Source organism: Phormidium sp. FACHB-592, assembly GCF_014695795.1.
In the GTDB taxonomy this organism is placed as follows: Bacteria; Cyanobacteriota; Cyanobacteriia; order Leptolyngbyales; family Leptolyngbyaceae; genus Stenomitos.
In genome coordinates this window covers 102871-120688 of the sequence record NZ_JACJOZ010000012.1, presented here as the reverse complement: position 1 = coordinate 120688, position 17818 = coordinate 102871, and the positions used below count along the sequence as shown (strand labels likewise).

The window sequence follows — 17818 nt, the reverse complement described above, 5'->3', positions numbered from 1 at the left end:
TCAGATTAAGAGCACAATACTGTTTGCACTGTCTATGTTGCTCGGCATTGATTTAGGCACCGGGTCGGTAAAAGCGCTGCTGCTGGCGATCGATGGCACAGTCATTGCCGAAGCCTCTCACGCTTACACTGTACAAGCGCCGCAGCCAGGGTGGGCAGAGACTGATCCAGCCGAGTGGTGGCAAGCAGTGGCGATCGCCGTCAGGACGGTCATGCAGGATCAGGACGATCGGGTACTGGCGATCGGGCTGTCGGGACAGATGCATGGTGTAGTGCTGACGGATGAACAGGGGGAGCCGTTGCGTCCTGCGATTCTTTGGGCAGATACGCGCTCGAGTGAGGTAGTCGATCGCTACCGTACGCTGCCTCTCAACTTGCACAAACAGCTTGCGAATCCCATCACGACAGGGATGGCAGGTGCCACGTTGCTCTGGTTAGAGGCACAGGAGCCAGCTATTTACAAAACTGCACGCTGGACGCTCCAACCCAAGGATTGGTTGCGGTTTCGCCTTACTGGAGCCGTTGCGACTGAACCATCCGATGCGTCTGGAACGCTGCTGTACGATGTCATGGCAGATACCTGGGCGATCGATGTTTTAGAGGCACTCCATCTCCGTGCTAATTGGTTGCCTGCGATCGTACCATCTGCTAGCATTGCAGGCTCTTTAACCGTAGAAGCGGCTGCACATCTTGGTTTGCAATCAGGCTTACCCGTAGTTGCAGGTGCGGCTGATACGGCGGCGGCGATGCTGGGCACGGGTGTACTCGAACCCGGCATTATGCAGTTAACGGTTGGTTCTGGGGCACAAATAGTCACACCACGATCGCAGCCAATCCCCGATCCACAGGTTCGCACCCATCTATATCGCGCGGCACTCCCTCACCAGTGGTATACGCTCGCCGCTATGCAGAACGCGGGCTTGGCGCTGGAATGGGTACGCCAACTGTTGGGGCTAAGCTGGCAGCAGGTCTATGCCAAAGCCTTCACGGTTGCTCCTGGCTGCGAAGGGTTAACCTTCTTACCCTATTTCACAGGCGAACGTACGCCCCATCTCGACCCTAATGCCCGTGGTGCCTGGGTAGGTTTGGGGCTTCACCACACGCGATCGCACCTCATGCGGTCAGCCCTAGAAGGGGTTGCATTTTCTTTGAAACAAGGACTGGAGGCGATCGTAGCAACGGGCATTGATGCAAACGAGTTACGCCTGGCAGGCGGTGGCACGTTGGAACCGGAGTGGAGACAACTGCTGGGTGATGTGCTACAACTGCCCCTGCATAGCATTACGGTTTCAGCGGCATCTGCCCGAGGCGCTGCAATTCTTGCTGGCATAGGGAGCGGAGCTTATGCTGATCTGTCTGCCGTGCCTCCCATGTCGATCGCGGCTCACCCAACCATGCCTCGATCGCCTGATGCTGGACTCACCGATGCGTGGTCACGCTATCAGTCCCTCTATCCTCAACTGCGTTACTGGCGCAAACACTTACCCTAGTGATACTGAAACCCGAGCGCCCCTCTCTGACAATGCTTTTATCAGTGCAGACGATCGCCGCGATCGTGTAACCCATGCTCAACTTCTACCAACAGCTTGCTACAGCGCTTCAGCAGGGATCGGTTGTGTTAGCAACGGTGGTGAAAGTACAGGGGTCAGTGCCCAGGGAAGTCGGTGCCATGATGCTATTTCGCTCTGATGGCAGCAGTATTGGCACAATTGGCGGCGGTGCAGGTGAAGCCAGCATTATTGAACATGCTAGACACGTCTTGGCGACAGGCGAAAAGCAAGGGGTTGATATTGACCTATCCGGCAATCTAGAGCAAACAAAGCAGGGCATTTGTGGCGGCAGAATGCACGTTTGGCTAGAACGATGGCAGGGCGAAAGCGCCCTAGCCCTTGCGAATGACATTGTCGCCTCGTTGCAGGCTGGACAAGACCGCGTTTTGATAACGCCCCTTGTATCGGCGCGATCGCCCTATCTATCTACTCCCAACTCCCCGCTTGCGACTCCTGACGACCCTGCTTTCGTTATCCCGCTCCTCCGTCCACCTACCCTACTCATCGTTGGTGCTGGTCATGTTGCCGTCCCGTTAGCGCACATGGCGCACCTGATTGATTTTCGTGTCGTCGTGCAGGACGATCGCCCAGAGTTTGCCAACCACCAGCGCTTTTCTGATGCGACTGTTTTAGCTCAGCCGATCACCCCCGCCGTTGCGACACTAAGCACCGGAGCGTTGCTTTACGTTGCCCTGGTGACACGCGGCTATCAGCATGATCTAGCCGCATTGAGAGTACTGCTGCCACGATCGCCCCAGTACATCGGCATGATTGGCAGCCAAAAGCGAGTCAAAACTGTTCTACAAGCGCTGCAACAAGAGGGTATCCCAGGTATGGCACCGTCTTTACTCACGCCTCAACTGGAACGCATCTATGCACCGATCGGGTTGAATCTGGGTGCCCTTACGCCTGCCGAGATTGCCGTTAGCATTTGCGCTGAATTAATCGCCGTCTATCGGAGGGGCAACGGACGATCGCTATCTGGATCATTAGCTGCTACACCTTTGAGCATGGAATGAAGCCGTGATCGCTAAACGCTACGAGCAGCTAACACAACAGCTATAGCAAAAGGATGAGGGATAAATAGAAACCCTTGCTTAAAGGAAGTTCCAAGATTGATGTCTGTTCTAACGCTCTTTCCGACGACTGTAGGGAGTGCGCCCCGAAAAAGATTGCACTAGGGAGAGATGCCTTCACAATGTTTGCCTTTTTCAGGGCATTGATACCCGCTATAGTGAATGAGCTTGTTTAAGCGTCCGTCTTTTCAATCTGTGCAATGCCGTCTGACCTAGGCTTTAGCATCAGCCGAGTGCTTCCGTACACGCTCTTCGAGCAGCTTGGCAACGTTCTGCAACAAACTGCCCAAACAAACGATTCAACGGCATGGGTGTTTACAGAAGCAACCCTGTTTGGTGATCGCGCAACCCTTGAACGGGCAACACGTTTTATCGCTGTTGTTTCGCAGCCGTTCAGCGGTTTATTGCTGGCAGATTCGTCACTCCATGCCGAACCGTCGCATTATCAGGTTGAGCTAACGTTTGACCCCGCAGCGATCGCCGCTTTCCTTGCAACACTGATTAGCCAACTTGAGGATGACTCTGTCTCTGTGTGCCGTTTACAGGAAGCAAGTCAGCATCTACAGGTGAACGATCCAGTGGTGCAGAGTGAGTTTACGCTGCGACTGACAGACGTTTTGGTTGCCCCTCAGACTCAACTTCAGGCTCAGCAACAGCAACAACACTTGCTCGAACAACACATCACACAGCGCACCCAGGAACTAAAAGAGGCACTGCTGTCTGCTCAAACAGCCAATCGCATCAAAACCGAATTTTTGGCTACGATGAGCCACGAACTGCGAACGCCCCTGACCTGCGTCATCGGCATGGCAGAAACGTTGTTGCGCGTCATGGTGATGAAGCCAGAAAACGCCTTTCCGCTCCAAAAGCAACAGGAATACCTCCAGCTAATTAAGCGTAGCGGCGAACATCTGCTAGCAATGGTGAATGACATTCTAGATATGTCTCAAGTAGAGGCAGGCAAAGTAACGCTGGATGTCAAACTTTTTTCGCTGGCTCAGGTCGCTCATCAAAGTGTACAAATGCTCCAAGAACAGGCGCAGTCTAAAGGCGTTGAGCTATATCTGAAGGCACTTCCGACTGCGGCTGGCGATCGACCTGCGGCTACAAACGACTTCTTCATGGCAGATCCACAGCGCGTCAGCCAAATCTTGCTGAATTTACTAAGTAACGCCATCAAATTTACGCCCCAGGGTGGGCAAATCACTTTGCGCTTTGGCATCCAGCATAATACGGCTCTCTTTCAGGTAGAGGATACTGGTATTGGCATTCCAGAGAACCAGCGTCACCTGCTTTTTCAAAAGTTTCAGCAACTGGATGATGCCTTGACGCGCACTTATGACGGTGCGGGCTTAGGTTTAGCGCTGACCAAGCAACTAGTTGAACTGCATCACGGCATCATTGAAGTAGACTCTCACGTTGGCGTGGGGACAACCTTTAGCGTCTGGTTGCCTGCCCAAGCGATCGCCCAACCTACCGAGAAAGGCGAGCACCTACCCAGCTTGCCCGCACCCTTACTGCCCGAAGTAATTACGCCTCTGCCCGCTGGTAAACGTGTTGTACTGATTGAAGACCACGACGAAACCGCAATGCTCATCTGCGATTTGCTTACCGCCGCAAGCTTTCAGGTCGTATGGATGGTTGATGGTGCTACAGCAATGAGGCAAATTAAGCTGCTCAAGCCGCACCTGATTATCGCCAATGTAGAGCTACCTGGTTTGGAGGACGGAGCGATCGCTCAGTTTTTGCACCAATATTCTACCCTCCAAGCTGTCAAAGTCCTGCTGCTGAGCGAAGACACCTCGGAGCGTAGACAAGACACAGCCGCAGATGGTGCTACTCACTACCTGACAAAGCCAGTGCAGCCGTATCAGCTTTTGGAGAAGGTTGCGACCTTGCTGGCGTAGAAGAGTGGAGGCGTGGAAGGGTGATGGAGAGGAAGGGTGAAAGGGTGATGGAGAAAAAGGGAATTGGAGGGGTAGAAGGGGAAGCGCTAACTAAAGGCGTTTATAGTGTGCAGCGACGCTGAATATGCTGCTGCTGACGATCGTATAAGTGGGTTAATTCTCTCTCTGAGTGTGTTGTAGACAATGACGATCGTGCCGCTGCACGGTAATAAGAAGGACGAGCGTACTTCTTACATTTAGAATGCAATTATTTTGTTTGCCTGTTATGCCAGTAGGAGATCGCGATCGCCCTTCCAAGAAAGCCGACCTTTCAACCAACAAACGTTGAGCGTTACGGTCAAGAAAGCGATCGCCCAAGCACTTAAGTAGCGGTATTTGCATAAACAAAAACAGGAACGCGCTTATAGGCAGGTGTGCCCGATCGCGTCTCGATTCTTGCCTTAAAAATCACATTCACTTCTGGGTAGAACATCACTGCCGCACCGGGACGCACAGCCCCATAAATCACTTCCACATTTTCGAGCTTGCCTGCATCGCCCTGCACAGTGACTCGCTGATGTGCATCCAGACCTACAGACTCCGCATCAAGGCGATTCATCAAAATACAGTTGCGGTGAGGAATCCCGCGATAGTGATCGCCAATTTTGTAAACCACTGTGTTGTGCTGTGAGTAGCTGCGCCCTGTCATCAGTGCCAGAGTAATACCTGGTGTTGATGCTGGTACGCCAAAGTCTTGTGGCTTTGGTAACGTCAGTGTGGGCAGTGGTGTAACAAACATAGACGCTCTGCCCGATGGGGTGGCAAACTTCGGTTCCGTAAAAAGGCGTCCGTCGATCGTAAACTCTTCGTTTGTGTCATCGATCGCGCCAATTTTCTCGTACCCAGGAATGGTTTGAGCAATCAGTTGCCGCACATACTTGGTGTCCTGAAGTTTGCGCCAATCAACCGGCTCGTTGCCCAGAATACGATGAGCGATCGTGGTGAGAAACTCCACCTCCGAGATCAGGTCTGCGTCCTTGAGATGGGTTTTGCCTTCGTCATTCAATCGCACAAAATTGTTGCCCGATTCCACCGTCGTTTTATGGGGATTCTCAAAGCGATTCAGTACAGGAATAACGATCGTGTTCTGTTTTGCCAGTCCGTTAAAGTGTCCCACATTCGGCTTAGTCGCCACATAGATGACCGTTTCAATATTGCCGATCGCCCGTTTTGCCTCGGTCAAATCAGGGTTTGCGCCGTACAGGTTACCGCCCAGACAGATTAACGTATCAACCTTACCAGCATCGGCAGCCTCAATCAGATCACGAGTGTGGTAACCCTGAACCTTACTGAGGGGGCGCTCCAGCAGCTTTTCAAGTGCTTCCTGAATTTCCTTTTTGAGCTTAACAGTGACACCCATCGAGCCAAAGCCCTGAACGTTGGAATGCCCCCGCACGGGCATGGTGCCTGCCCCTTCTTTGCCCGCATTACCTGTCATAAGAGCCGTGTTAGTGATGCTGACGACATTATCCACGCCGTTTTCATGCTGGGTGATGCCCATTGCCCAGCCGAAAACGACCCGTTCTGAGGTGCCAATGATGGTCGCAGCGGCTGCGATTTCTGGTTGAGAGACACCGCAGATCTCGGTAATGGTATTCCATGTGGTCGATCGCGCCTGCTCTACTACTGCTTCCCATCCGTCGGTATGCGCTTTCAAATAGTCTTCTTTGACTAAGCCTTGCTCAAGCAGAGCTTTTTGAATGCCTGTAAAGAGCGCGACATCGCTACCAGGAATCGGTTGCAGGTAAAGGGACGAAATTTCAGCACCTTGCAACAAACGATCGGGAAAGGCAGGCGAGCCAAATTTCACCAACCCTGTTTCCATCATGGGGTTGATGACGACGATCTTGGCACCACGATCGCGCAGTCGAATCAACTCATTCATCAAGCGAGGATGGTTGTACGCCGCGTTAGAGCCTGCCAAAACCACGCAGTCTGCCTTTTTCAGACTTTCCAGGCTCACCATTGACGTGCTGGTGCCAAAAACCTGCTTTAGCCCAACGGTAGAAGGCGCATGGCAAAGATCAGAGCAGTCTGCAAGGTTATTTGAACCCATCGCCCGGATCATAAGTTGCAGCAGATATGCCGCCTCATTGGACGATCTCCCGGAGCTATAAGATGCCACTCGTTCCGGTGACTTGCGAAAGGCAGTTTCAGCGATCGCGTAAACCTCATCCCAGGAAAGCCGCTCATAGTGCGATTTGCCCGCACGCAAAATGACTGGAAAGCTCCACCGTCCCAGGCGATCGGCTTCCATTGATGTAAGTTGTTGCAGTTCACTAAGGCTGTGCGTCTCAAAAAAATGAGGGGCGATCGCAGGCTTCAGTTCCGATGAAATCGCCTCGACGCTTTTCATGCAGCGCTGGAGCTTTTCACCATCCTCATTGGTAAAGCCTCCTTTCTGTCCTCCTGTCCCCCAGGCGCAAGACAAGCAGGCGCTGTTATGCAGCAACGTTTGCCACAGCTTCGGTCCCTCTGGCGACAGGGTATGTTTTGCCCAGTACTGAATGATTGAAGGACCACCGCCGATCTCGGGCGCTTCGTCATTTGTCTCATGAAACGGGGGAAGGGGCTGGATATTCTGTTGCGTCTCTGCATCCATTGGGCTAACCTCTGCGTTTGGAACGACGGCTTCAAGCGGAGCGAATGTTTACTACAGCAGCGGCACCGCGACAAAGCCCTTACGATAGCGAGTCCCTCGATCGTTACATACATTCCCCTCTAGAGCTGTTTCTCTAGCGACCTTAACGCAAACTAAAGGCTTGTCAAATGAACTATTAGAGAGCGCTACAAGCGGCTAAGGGCTGCTAGTCCCCGCGTCGGTTACCCTTTTTGTCGTTGCTGGTTGCTCATCAACCGTCGGTAACTGCACGGTAAATGTAGTGTGCCCAGAACCACTATTGACTGAAATTTTGCCACCTAAACAGTCTACCAATTTACTCACTAACGCTAGCCCCAAGCCTGTACCGCCACGTTTCCACGGATCGGCTTGCGGCACTCGATAGAACTTTTCAAAGATGCGGGGCAATTCTGCGGCTGGAATTTCGGCACCCGAGTTATCAACGCTTAACTCAAAATATTGAGCGGTTAAATTGACGGATACTTTGATTGCACCATCAGGTGGCGTGTACTTACAGGCGTTGTTGACTAGCTCTACTACAATGCGTTCTAGGCTAGGCTGATCAGAAATCAGCGCAGGCAACTGGGGTGGTAAGTCCATTTGCAGGCTCTGCTGCTGGGTTTCGGCACGCTGGGAGAATGATTGAAGAATGGGCGGCAGCCAATCGCTGAGATCAATGGCTTCAGGGGTATAGGTTTGAGCACCCGCTTCTAAACGCTGGAGGTCGAGTAGATCGTTAATCAGGTCTGTTTCACGGGCACATTCATTTTGCAAAATTTGCAGGTAGCGATCAGTTGCCTCTTTAGAACGAGAGATTTTGAGCATTTCGATCGCCATTTTGATATTAGTCATGGGCGATCGCAGTTCGTGCGAGACGGTACTGAGAAAATCGTCTTTGAGCTGTCCTACCCGTTGAAGTTCTGCTACCTGTTGGTGTAGCGTGGCTTCTACCTGCTTGCGAGGCGTAATATCTTCTAGAACGACGAGAAAACCGTCGGCTCTATCACGACTGGTACTTTGTAATTGATAGACCAGCGGCTCTAGCTGTAGTTCAAACCAGCGATCGTCCTGCTGGCATTCTCTTACCTCTCTAACTTTGGTGGCTGTTTGCTGCTTTAGTCGTTGTAAATCAGCTTGCCACTGGTCTTCGCTGATCCAGTTTGGCACCAGATATTCACTTAACTGACTGCCGACCTCAGCCTGTAACCAATCTGCCGCTGCTGGATTGCAGAACCAAATAACACCATCAAAATCAGCCGCTAACAAGCCGATCGATAGGTTACGAGCAATCGCTGCCTGCGTTGATTGAGAGCGGGCAAACAGCTCTGCTAACGCCGTCATACGGGTGACACTCTGCAACAAGCCTGCTTTTTGATAGGGGTGGACATCTTTGCCTTCAATGGCATCTGGCAAGTGCGTGACAAGATCGGCTCGATGCCGTTGCCAGAGCTGCTGTACCTGTAGTTGCAGGCGAGTTGCTAAGCGCAGGCGATCGTTGAAGCTGATGGCAAGCGTGGTGAGGCTACATAACCCTAGCGGTAGGACAACAGGCACCCAGTAGCCCAGATGGAACAGCCATAAACTAGCGACTCCCCAGCTAAGTGACAGTCCTAACGAGATGAGAATTTGGCTCGACTCGCGACGATCGCTCAACAGCAGGCTTAAGCCAGGACCCGCCAAACAGAAAATCAGCAAGGACCAGGTGAATGAAACGGGTTGCAGCGCATTTTGTTGCAGTAAGTTATTGACCACTGCCGCATTGAGGTACACACCAGTGACAGGTGGGTTGCGATCGAAGGGTGTACTCAGTGGGTCAAAACCAACAGCAGTTAAGCCTACCAGGACAATCTTGCGTTGAAACGCCTGTGCCGGTACTCGTCCTTGAATCACATCGTTAAACGAATACTGCTGTAGCGTTTGGGCACGTCCTGCCCAGTTAATCCACAGTGGTTGCGGGGTAGTTGGCAACGGCACTGAGGCTTGTACCAGTGTGTATGCCTGCGCTGCTGCTAATCCCAACGTCGGTATGTTGTTGTCAAAAAGATTGATTACACGAGTCAGCCCATCAGCATCCGTGCGGCTAAGAATATGTCCAGTGGCGATCGCGGCATTCTGCAAAGCGGGTACTGGTAGCAGAGGTAGCCCAGTGCTGTCCCGTGCTTGAGCCAGCACCACACGGCTCGATCGACTGATTGCTTGAGCAAGTTTGGCATCATCAGGGCTAGATTCAGACCAGATCAAGTCAATCACTACAACGCTTGGTGCAGTCGCTTCTTTTGCCGATAGAGTATTCAGCAGTTTCACATATTGCTGACGTGACCACGGAAACCGACCAAGCTGTTTAATACTGGCATCATCAATGGCTATGAGCACCAGGCGATCGTCCCACGCTCGTCCGCCTCTAAGCTGGAACAAAATGCTATAAGCTAGCTGCTCCAACGGTTGCAAGGCACCAAGAGACAGCAAAGCAGCGAAAACAAAGGCTGTCAAACTACCTGGAAGCAGCCGCCATGCAGCTCTACTGAAGCGCCAGTGCATACGTCTTTGTTCTTCCTAGGGGCGTTGTAACAATTACCTGCATTCTCAGGTAAGACGGCATTGGGCGCAAGTCAGTTTGAAACACGCCTCGGCGATCGGTTATTTGGGACACCTCGTCCACTGTAACACTATTGACGGGGTCAACCTGAGCACGCAACCGCGCTAGCTGTACCCTTCGCTCGACAATTGTTTCAAAGTTGTAGCGCAAGCTAGTATCATTCGTCAGCTTTACTGGTGTTGAGGGCGCTTCTCTCAGCATCGTAAAATTTTGCCGACCTTGTGCCACACTAACAGCTTGATCTTGCGCTGCCGTAACAACGCTACCTTCTAACACTGCAAGCCCTGTCTTGCTTTTTGGCTGCACCGCCACCTCAAATTCAGTACCTCGCACCCCACTTACCCCAACGGGAGTTTGAATCTCAAATTGCGAACCTTTGTTCGTAAAGGGACGCACTCGTAGACGCACATTACCCGTTGGCACTTCTAAGCAAGTAATCCGTACGTTGTCAGTAGCAATATCTAGCTGTCGCACACGCAGAGTTGTTTTCTCCGACATTTCAACAGTGCCGACACCCGTATCCATAAAGAGGTTAGGAGTAGAGTTGTTGCCAGAATTAAGACGATCGCCCACCGTTTGTAATCGATCTCCCACTGCTGCTCGTTGCATCCCTCCATGCTCAAAAGTCACATTATTCGTTATCCGTTGCACTTGCAGTCAGCGATCGACCCGCACCTGTAGCAATTGCTGCGCCCCACTTTGCGCTGTAAGACATACCAGCACGGTTGCTCCAAAACCGATGCCCACCAGCATAGCCTGACACTTCATGAATGCCTCTCTAACATATTTCTATAGTGGATTAGTCAGGATGATGTTGCACTGGGATATGAGGTAAGAGCGAGACACATACTTGTTGGTGCTACATGTGCCAAATGTCCCACTCTAGAAAGCAGTGTTGATACTCTTAAGCTAAGGACAGCACCATCGTTATTGAGTACATCTCAACCTCAAGGTATGCCCGACGATCAAGAGAGCGTTGAAAAAGTTTAAGCTAGAGCGCGATCGTACTAACTGGTGGCGATCGTCCATGCCAACAAAAACCCCGACTTCTTCAAGAAACCGGGGCTTCGATGTCCTAATTTTCATGCTGGCAGTCCGTATCAAAGTCCAGCAGCTTAATAACGTGCTCCTCGTTTGTGCAGCGAAGCAAGCAGTTGGGGGCGAACCTGCCTTGCCCAAAGGTCAAAATCAAATTCATTCGGATTACTGTTGTTAGACTCAACAGCTTTGCTTTGTTGGTTCTCTGCTTTGTTTTTCATACTGTTCCTGATCGCCGCTATCAATACTTTGAACTAAAACTGGATGTCTTGATCTATACCTCAGGGTAGGATATGCCCTGGTCTATGCAGTAAATGCAAGAGGAAAATGCGATTTAAGCATGATTCGTTCAAGCATGTTGATTGTGCCTACTGCTAGGCTCTGGTGCAGGCAATACTTTCTGTTTGCAAGTAACCTCCCTTTGCTTGACAATACGTTGACAAAGCTTGCCATCAGTCTGCTTACACGACATTCTGTACTGTTGAATACAGTCTGTACGATTGAATACAGCATGATTCTAAACGTCTGTAACAGCGACTGTAGTTAAGTTTGTATGAATCTTCGATAAATTTAGGATGCCCAGACCGCTAGCCGCATCAACGTCTGACCAATAAATTTTTTTGCTGAAAATTTGCAGCCCAAAGCGGCTACCGCTCCAAGCTTAAGCAGCCGATATTGCAGTTTAGAACAAGGCAGCATCAGCTCTCAGTTGTAGGCATCAACGCTATACGGGATCTAGACGGATGGCTTGAGCGCCTGTTTGATCTGCTCGATCGCCCGTTTTGCCACTTCTTCCGAGGTTTCGGCAACGTCATAGCGAATGTGTACATCGGCTTGAGCGTAGAGCGGTTGCCGTTGCTCCAAGAGTGCTTGAAGCTTGGTGGCTGGGTCAGCATCTTGTAACAATGGACGGGTAGTATCTGCCTGTAGCCTTGTCTGGAGTTGCTCAACCGGAACATCTAGCCAAACGACAATGCCATGACGGAGATAACCCCAATTCTCGCGCTTCAATACAATGCCGCCACCGGTGGCGATCGTCAGCCGCGTATAGGCGCATAGTTCAGCTAAAACCTGACTTTCCATCTGGCGAAACGCTTCTTCGCCTGACTGGGCAAAAAGCTCAGCAATCGGCAGCCCCGTCACCTGCTCAATGACTGCGTCGGTATCCATAAAACGGTAGCCTAATTGCGCGGCTAGAAGCTTCCCAACTGTTGTTTTACCTGCCCCCATCATGCCAATGAGGTAAACATTGCTGCCCTTAAGAAAATCGTTCACACGTCAATGCCTATACCATCCTGCTTTTGTCAGAATAGCGCGATGCGATCGTTTCTTGCTCCTCTTCTGTCTGAAATGGAGAGAGTGAGGGGATGGAAGGGTCGAAAGGTGAAGAAGTGGAAGAGTGAAGGGGTGAAAGAGCCAAGAAGTAGAAGGGGGAGCCGCTAGCTATTAAGTGTCAGTTTTTGCCTTTTGCCCTGTGCCTTCTACCTTCTACCTTCTGCCCCAACAACCAACAACACTCTGTAACCTAGACCCTAGTACCCTACGTTCTTCGCCCCTATGGGACAACTTACTCCTGAACAACGCCGTGTTTTGTATGTGCAAGAGGCTACGCGATCGGGTGTTCACAAAGCTATCCTTGCAGCACTCTATCAGGTACAAGCCAAACCTGCCCTTATGGATGGCGAGACTGGCTTGGGCATTGCGCCCGTACATCAAGTTGTGTTAGCGCAAGTTGATACCTTTGCTGCACAGGTGCAGTACGCTGCCAATACAATCCGCAGCCTCATCAATAACCTCACACTTAATGGCTGGAACAGCGAGGCTTTGTGGAATGTCGAACAGGGGCGCTATACAGATAAATTTGTGCAAGCGATCGCGGCGGGTTACATTGCGCCTGCGAATGAGCCTGAGACAGCACTGCTAGAAGCAAGCGATCCAGGAGACCTTCTGGCGGCATACCTGAATGAACTGTCTCTAGAGGCTCAGGCAATTCGACTGCCATCTACGTTTACGTATCTCGATACGGCGTTGCTTGCCTTTGTAAAGCCTGTGCCCCACTGCTATTTCAGCCTGCCGCATCAACGTCATGCATTGCTGGAAGCAGTGCGCCTCTGGTGCCAGTTAGACACTCGTGCAGCCGCGATCGCCTCACTCAACATGGAGCTAGCAAGCACAGTTGAGACCGCAAGTCTAATGATCGCCGATGTCGCTAAACAGACTAATGCCAGGTTTGATGAAGTTAAGCTGGATGCAGCGTTGTTGCACTTTGTGCCACTCATGCTTGCCCATTATGCAGGGTATCCTCAACAGCGAGAGGCATTGCTGCGCCTAACCCAGCTCTGGCAGCAATTAGAATCACGAGAAGCAGCGATCGCAGCACTAGCACAAACCCTTACCCCTGCGCTCAACCCCAGCAGTATTGATGCGGCATTACTAGCGTTCGTCCAGCGTCTGCCCCAAACCTACGATCGCACAGGCGAGCAGCGGCATGCCCTTGTCGAAGCCTTTCGTCTCTGGCAACAACTTGATAGCCGTAGCGCTGCCCTGATGGCTTTGGGCGTAAACCCCGCTATTTTCACCGCTACTTCACCAAAGCAGACCGATATTACGAACGCAGCTGTTCAGCTTGATCAGGCTCTACTCAATTTCATCCATTGTCTGCCAGCCAACTATGAAGGTACGGCTGTTCAGCGTGACGCTTTACTGCATTTGACCCAGCTTTGGCGATCGCTCACCACGACAGAACAAGCTCTTCAGTCCCTCTTACACGACTTGAAGCAGATGGCAGTTGCACGACGCGACACCCCTGAAGCGCCGCCCGTCCCTTTGCCCCTTATACCATCAGCGGTTTCCCATCGCTGGACGCACGAGACCCTTCAGCTCTATGCAGCCATTATTCCTAACGGCAGTTTTACTTGGGCAGAGGCAACCAGTGGTGGTATGCAAATGCCAACGAATCAAGCAGCCGTAGATGCGATCGTTCGCTTTGCCCAACTCATACAGCAGGTACACGATCGTCTTAATCGCCCTTTACACATAACGACTTGGTATGTAGCAAATGCCAACACCAGCAGCGCCAATCTTTCGTTCAGGCAGCACCAGCTTGGTGACGCATTAACCTTTTACTGCGAAGGGCTAACAGGAAATCAACTCTACTGGTTTCTCGATCCTTGGTGGACTGGAGGCTTAGGACGTTATGCTGCTTTTCCTTACCTCTGCTCAGTCGATGCCCAGAGCGATCGCACCCGTTGGCAGCGATAAGATTAATCGTTAAGGTCGATCGTTAGGTAATGCTGTCCAGAATCCGTAATAAACGCTGGCTAGTAGTAGTAATGATTACAAACTGTTATCCCTGTTTACAGCACATCCTTTCCTCTACATTTCTCTGAAATTAGAACAGGCTGGTGATGTGGAATGCGTTATTCAGGGAAAACTATAGTAGAATCCAAGCTTTCAATCCCTCACCGCCATGTCAACCCCCATGCTCTTTGTAGAACCCTGGTTGGCTCAGACACCTAGCAAACCTGTAAAGCTAAAACCTACTATTCCCGCAGAATCTGCTAATGCTCCAGATGCTAGCTCCAATCAGGTATGGATGGCGGCATCTGGTGGGCTACTATTGCTGCTAATCGTTTTAGGCGTCATGTCTAAACTCGCAACAGATAAGCTCGCCAAGCAAGTCAAGTTTGAAACGTTTAAGAATCGAGAACTTCAGAAAAAGCTGAAGTTTGCGGTCGAAATGATCGGCAAGATGGAGAAGAACCCCGATCTTATCCACTCGCGAGAATTTAACCTTGACTACCTCAGAATGCGGATGGACGAAGAAGTCTTTCACTTCGCTATCCTTAATCAAATTAAGCTTAAAGTTAAGGATAAAATCTCGCTGGCCCTCCGCCCCAGCCAAGCTAATCAGGGCGAAGTCGGTATTGCCAGCACAGGACGGCAAATCGACGAAATCTTTGACGTTGAATACGAGCCAGGCGACCTGCCTAAAGGCACCAAACGCGTGCTATTCCGCGTTGAGATCAAAATTCTCAAACTGCCGACCCAACCTACATCAGTGACGATCGGTCAAATCATCGACTGCATGGAAACCTTCCTTAACCCTGCAAGTGAACACGACACCTGGCAGCCCACGATTCAAGGGCGCATTGCCAATATGCGCTGGGATCAAAAAGCCAAACCAACGCCTTTGCTTGTACTTGAACAAACCCAGGAAGGCTCCAACGTTACCTTCAAAACGACCCGTATGGCTCAAAGCTAAAAGAATGAACTAGAGGGTTATCATGCAGTTCCTTTATCGTGACTAATCTGTAGAGCGTTGGACGCTACAAAGCAGTAAGGCACGTACGCACCGCAAACTGATCAGGAGTGCATCACTAACCCTACGAGCCTTCTACCTAATTCACTGCCAACGCTTTTTACGTGGCAATTGTAAACACAGAGCAACTTCTCTTTAAGTAATCGTTGCGATGCAAGCAAAAGGCAACTGTAGCCAACGGCATCTAGGCTTTGCAGGTTAAGACGAGATGATTGAGCCTACGTTACCTGATACAGGTGCCTCAAAGCTTTCTTTGCCTATGAACTAGAGGGTTATCATGCAGTTCCTTTATCGTGACTAATCTGTAGAGCGTTGGACGCTACAAAGCAGTAAGGCACGTACGCACCGCAAACTGATCAGGAGTGCATCACTAACCCTACGAGCCTTCTACCTAATTCACTGCCAACGCTTTTTACGTGGCAATTGTAAACACAGAGCAACTTCTCTTTAAGTAATCGTTGCGATGCAAGCAAAAGGCAACTGTAGCCAACGGCATCTAGGCTTTGCAGGTTAAGACGAGATGATTGAGCCTACGTTACCTGATACAGGTGCCTCAAAGCTTTCTTTGCCTTAATGGTTGGAGGCTGGCGCTTACTTAAGTGCTTCGAGCACCTTTACCAACGCGCCTCACATTACAAAGAGCTTTATAGGACTAGTAAGCATCAAAGTTTGAGTACTCCCGTAGGTGGCTTGTAGCTTACCCTCGCAGTTTACGATAAGACTTTTTTTAAGTCTGCGATGGCAACTTTACTAATGTAGGGGCAGTTTCAACCACTAACAGCAAGAGTTTTGCTAGTCATCCAACTGTTCTCTGGCTCCTAACTTCTGGTTCCTGGCTCCTGGCTCCTAACTTTTTAGCGTTAGGACATTGCATTTGATCATTTGCGGCAACTTACCACATACCCCGCTTTCCGCTAGGGCGTACAGTCATCCAGTTGGTACGTGCCATAGCAAGCTGCTCTTCTGTCAGCTTTGCCCCCGTTAAATTGGCACCACAGAGGTTCGCGCCGCGCAGGTTAGCATTTAACAAATACGCTTGGGAAAGATCAGCACCACGCAAATCGGCGCTTTCCAGGTCAGCGTTGTTCATATACGCCTTGATCAGATTAGCGTCTCGCAAGTTTGCTCGGTTCAAATTTGCCCGACCAAAATCGGCGTTGAATAGATTAGCGCCTTGTAGGTTAATCTTGCTCAAGTTGGCTTGATGAAAGGTTGCGCCAGCTAAATTAGCCTTTGGCATTTGAAGGGCGTTTAGATCGCAGGAAGCAAAGTCACGCCGACCCTTGGAGTAGTAGCTTTGTAGACCATCAGCATCTAAACGTGTAGGTGGTTTGGTTTTTTCGCCATTGCCATCTCTATGCCCGGTCGAACCTTTACTTTTGAGGGAGGTGCTGGCAGACGCTCTAGAGTCAAATACACGGCTACGGGCTGGACCAGACTGGAGGCTTGTTGCGTCCGATTTGAATTGCCGTGCTCGAATAGCTGCGGCTGCACGTGCATGAGGAGAGGTTGTCGTGCCATTAGAGTCGGGTCCCGAGCGATAGTCTCCAGGTTTGCGTGAACTGCCGCCGGGCTGAGCCGTCATGCTATTGGCGAGACTATCCAGGTATGGTTCTAGATCAAGTGCCCTAAAAATGTCATCAGCGGATTGGTAGCGATGACGCACAGACACTTCAAGCATCTTTCTTAAGACGCTAATGAAGTGGTCATTAATATGAACGTGCTTTTGCCAGAGCAACTCGCCAGTGGATGGATCGTAATCAAGATCTTTTGGCGATTTTGCGGTTAGTAGATAGATACAAGTAACGCCTAGAGCATAGATGTCGCTAGCAGGAACAGGGCGCATTGCCATCTGTTCGGGTGGCGCAAAGCCAGGGGTGCCGATCGCATAGGAGGTAAAGGCAGTCTGCTCAGAATTAATAGAGTTTGGCTGATGCTGATATTTGACAGCACCGAAGTCAATCAGCACAAGCTTGCCATCCTGAGCGCGACGGATCATGTTGGCGGGCTTGATGTCTCGATGAATAACTCGATTTTTGTGAATATACTCTAGAACAGGCAAAACTTCGCTTAGGAAGCGTTTGACCTCTTGTTCAATCATTGGCCCATCGCGTTTTACGATTTGCTGTAGGGTATAACCACTGACATACTCTTGGACTAGATAAAATTCTTGATTTGCCTCAAAGTAGTCTAGTAAACGCGGTACCTGGGGATGGTTGCCTATTTGACCAAGCGTACGGGCTTCGCGCTCAAATAGCTCACGCGCCATCTGCAAAACGTGGGGAGCAGTCGCGCTTGGACGAAGCTGCTTAATGACACAGTTTGGTTGACCGGGCAAAGATTCGTCGATCGCAAGAAAGGTCGCGCCAAAGCCACCCTGTCCAAGAGCCTGAATTACCCGATAACGGTTGTTGAGCAAGATACTAGAGCCACACGCTGGGCAAATCTCAGCAGGGGTGGGATCTTCAGGACTAGGACAGCTTGGATTTAAGCAGTAGCTCATTTAACATCACTCGCTTTGGCGTTGCCTACTGGGATATTGCTACCCTAGTTTCATTATCTGTGCAGGAACAGCAAACAAGAATGTCGTTCATGCGGGAGAACCCTTGAAGAGTTGCTAAAGTTCCTCCATCTACGCGTAAAGCTATTGATTCTATCCTTATATTCACGGA

At 50.8% G+C, this 17818-nt stretch carries 11 protein-coding genes; 6 read left to right on the top strand and 5 right to left on the bottom strand.

Going from position 1 to position 17818, the window contains the following annotated elements; genetic code table 11:
• Window positions 1-34 precede the first annotated feature (34 nt).
• The 3 genes from xylB (at window position 35) to H6F86_RS02435 (ending at window position 4532) form a co-directional block, all read left to right on the top strand.
• Entirely contained in the window at window positions 35-1489 is a 1455-nt protein-coding gene (gene xylB / locus H6F86_RS02445) for a xylulokinase (protein WP_190446521.1), read from the top strand.
• Window positions 1490-1563: 74 nt separating this feature from the next.
• On the top strand, window positions 1564-2568 hold the full coding sequence (locus H6F86_RS02440) for an XdhC/CoxI family protein (protein ID WP_190446520.1): 1005 nt from the start codon (window positions 1564-1566) through the stop codon (window positions 2566-2568).
• A 257-nt stretch (window positions 2569-2825) separates the two neighbouring features.
• Entirely contained in the window at window positions 2826-4532 is a 1707-nt protein-coding gene (locus H6F86_RS02435; protein ID WP_190446519.1) for an ATP-binding protein, read from the top strand.
• Between the two features lie 361 nt (window positions 4533-4893).
• Here H6F86_RS02435 and H6F86_RS02430 read toward each other — a convergent pair whose 3' ends face one another.
• From H6F86_RS02430 to H6F86_RS02420, 3 genes are all read right to left on the bottom strand, one after another.
• A complete protein-coding gene (locus tag H6F86_RS02430; protein ID WP_190446518.1) occupies window positions 4894-7173 on the bottom strand; it encodes an FdhF/YdeP family oxidoreductase in 2280 nt (759 codons plus the stop codon).
• Between the two features lie 195 nt (window positions 7174-7368).
• Window positions 7369-9729 (bottom strand): CHASE2 domain-containing protein, encoded by a 2361-nt coding sequence (locus H6F86_RS02425; protein ID WP_190446517.1) that lies wholly within the window; start codon window positions 9727-9729, stop codon window positions 7369-7371.
• Window positions 9710-10396 carry a FecR domain-containing protein gene (locus H6F86_RS02420; RefSeq protein WP_190446516.1) on the bottom strand — a complete coding sequence of 229 codons (687 nt, stop codon included), beginning with the start codon at window positions 10394-10396 and terminating at the stop codon, window positions 9710-9712. Before H6F86_RS02420 ends, H6F86_RS02425 begins: the two co-directional genes overlap by 20 nt.
• Window positions 10397-10763: 367 nt before the next feature.
• On the opposite strand from H6F86_RS02420, the gene H6F86_RS02415 reads away from it, so the two are divergent.
• The gene (locus H6F86_RS02415; protein ID WP_190446515.1) at window positions 10764-11003 is read left to right on the top strand and encodes a hypothetical protein; all 240 of its coding nucleotides are present in this window, start codon (window positions 10764-10766) and stop codon (window positions 11001-11003) included.
• Window positions 11004-11560: 557 nt separating this feature from the next.
• On the opposite strand, the gene H6F86_RS02410 is transcribed toward H6F86_RS02415, so the two are convergent.
• Window positions 11561-12100 carry a shikimate kinase gene (locus H6F86_RS02410; RefSeq protein ID WP_190446514.1) on the bottom strand — a complete coding sequence of 180 codons (540 nt, stop codon included), beginning with the start codon at window positions 12098-12100 and terminating at the stop codon, window positions 11561-11563.
• Between the two features lie 282 nt (window positions 12101-12382).
• On the opposite strand from H6F86_RS02410, the gene H6F86_RS02405 reads away from it, so the two are divergent.
• Together H6F86_RS02405 and H6F86_RS02400 are read left to right on the top strand one after the other, a co-directional pair.
• Window positions 12383-14086 (top strand): peptidase M15A, encoded by a 1704-nt coding sequence (locus tag H6F86_RS02405; protein ID WP_190446513.1) that lies wholly within the window; start codon window positions 12383-12385, stop codon window positions 14084-14086.
• 208 nt (window positions 14087-14294) lie between these two features.
• Window positions 14295-15089 carry a hypothetical protein gene (locus H6F86_RS02400; protein WP_190446512.1) on the top strand — a complete coding sequence of 265 codons (795 nt, stop codon included), beginning with the start codon at window positions 14295-14297 and terminating at the stop codon, window positions 15087-15089.
• A 949-nt stretch (window positions 15090-16038) separates the two neighbouring features.
• Here the strand turns inward: H6F86_RS02400 and H6F86_RS02395 are convergent.
• Complete coding sequence (locus tag H6F86_RS02395) at window positions 16039-17649, bottom strand: serine/threonine-protein kinase (protein ID WP_190446511.1); 1611 nt, start codon at window positions 17647-17649, stop codon at window positions 16039-16041.
• Between the last annotated feature and the right edge of the window lie 169 nt (window positions 17650-17818).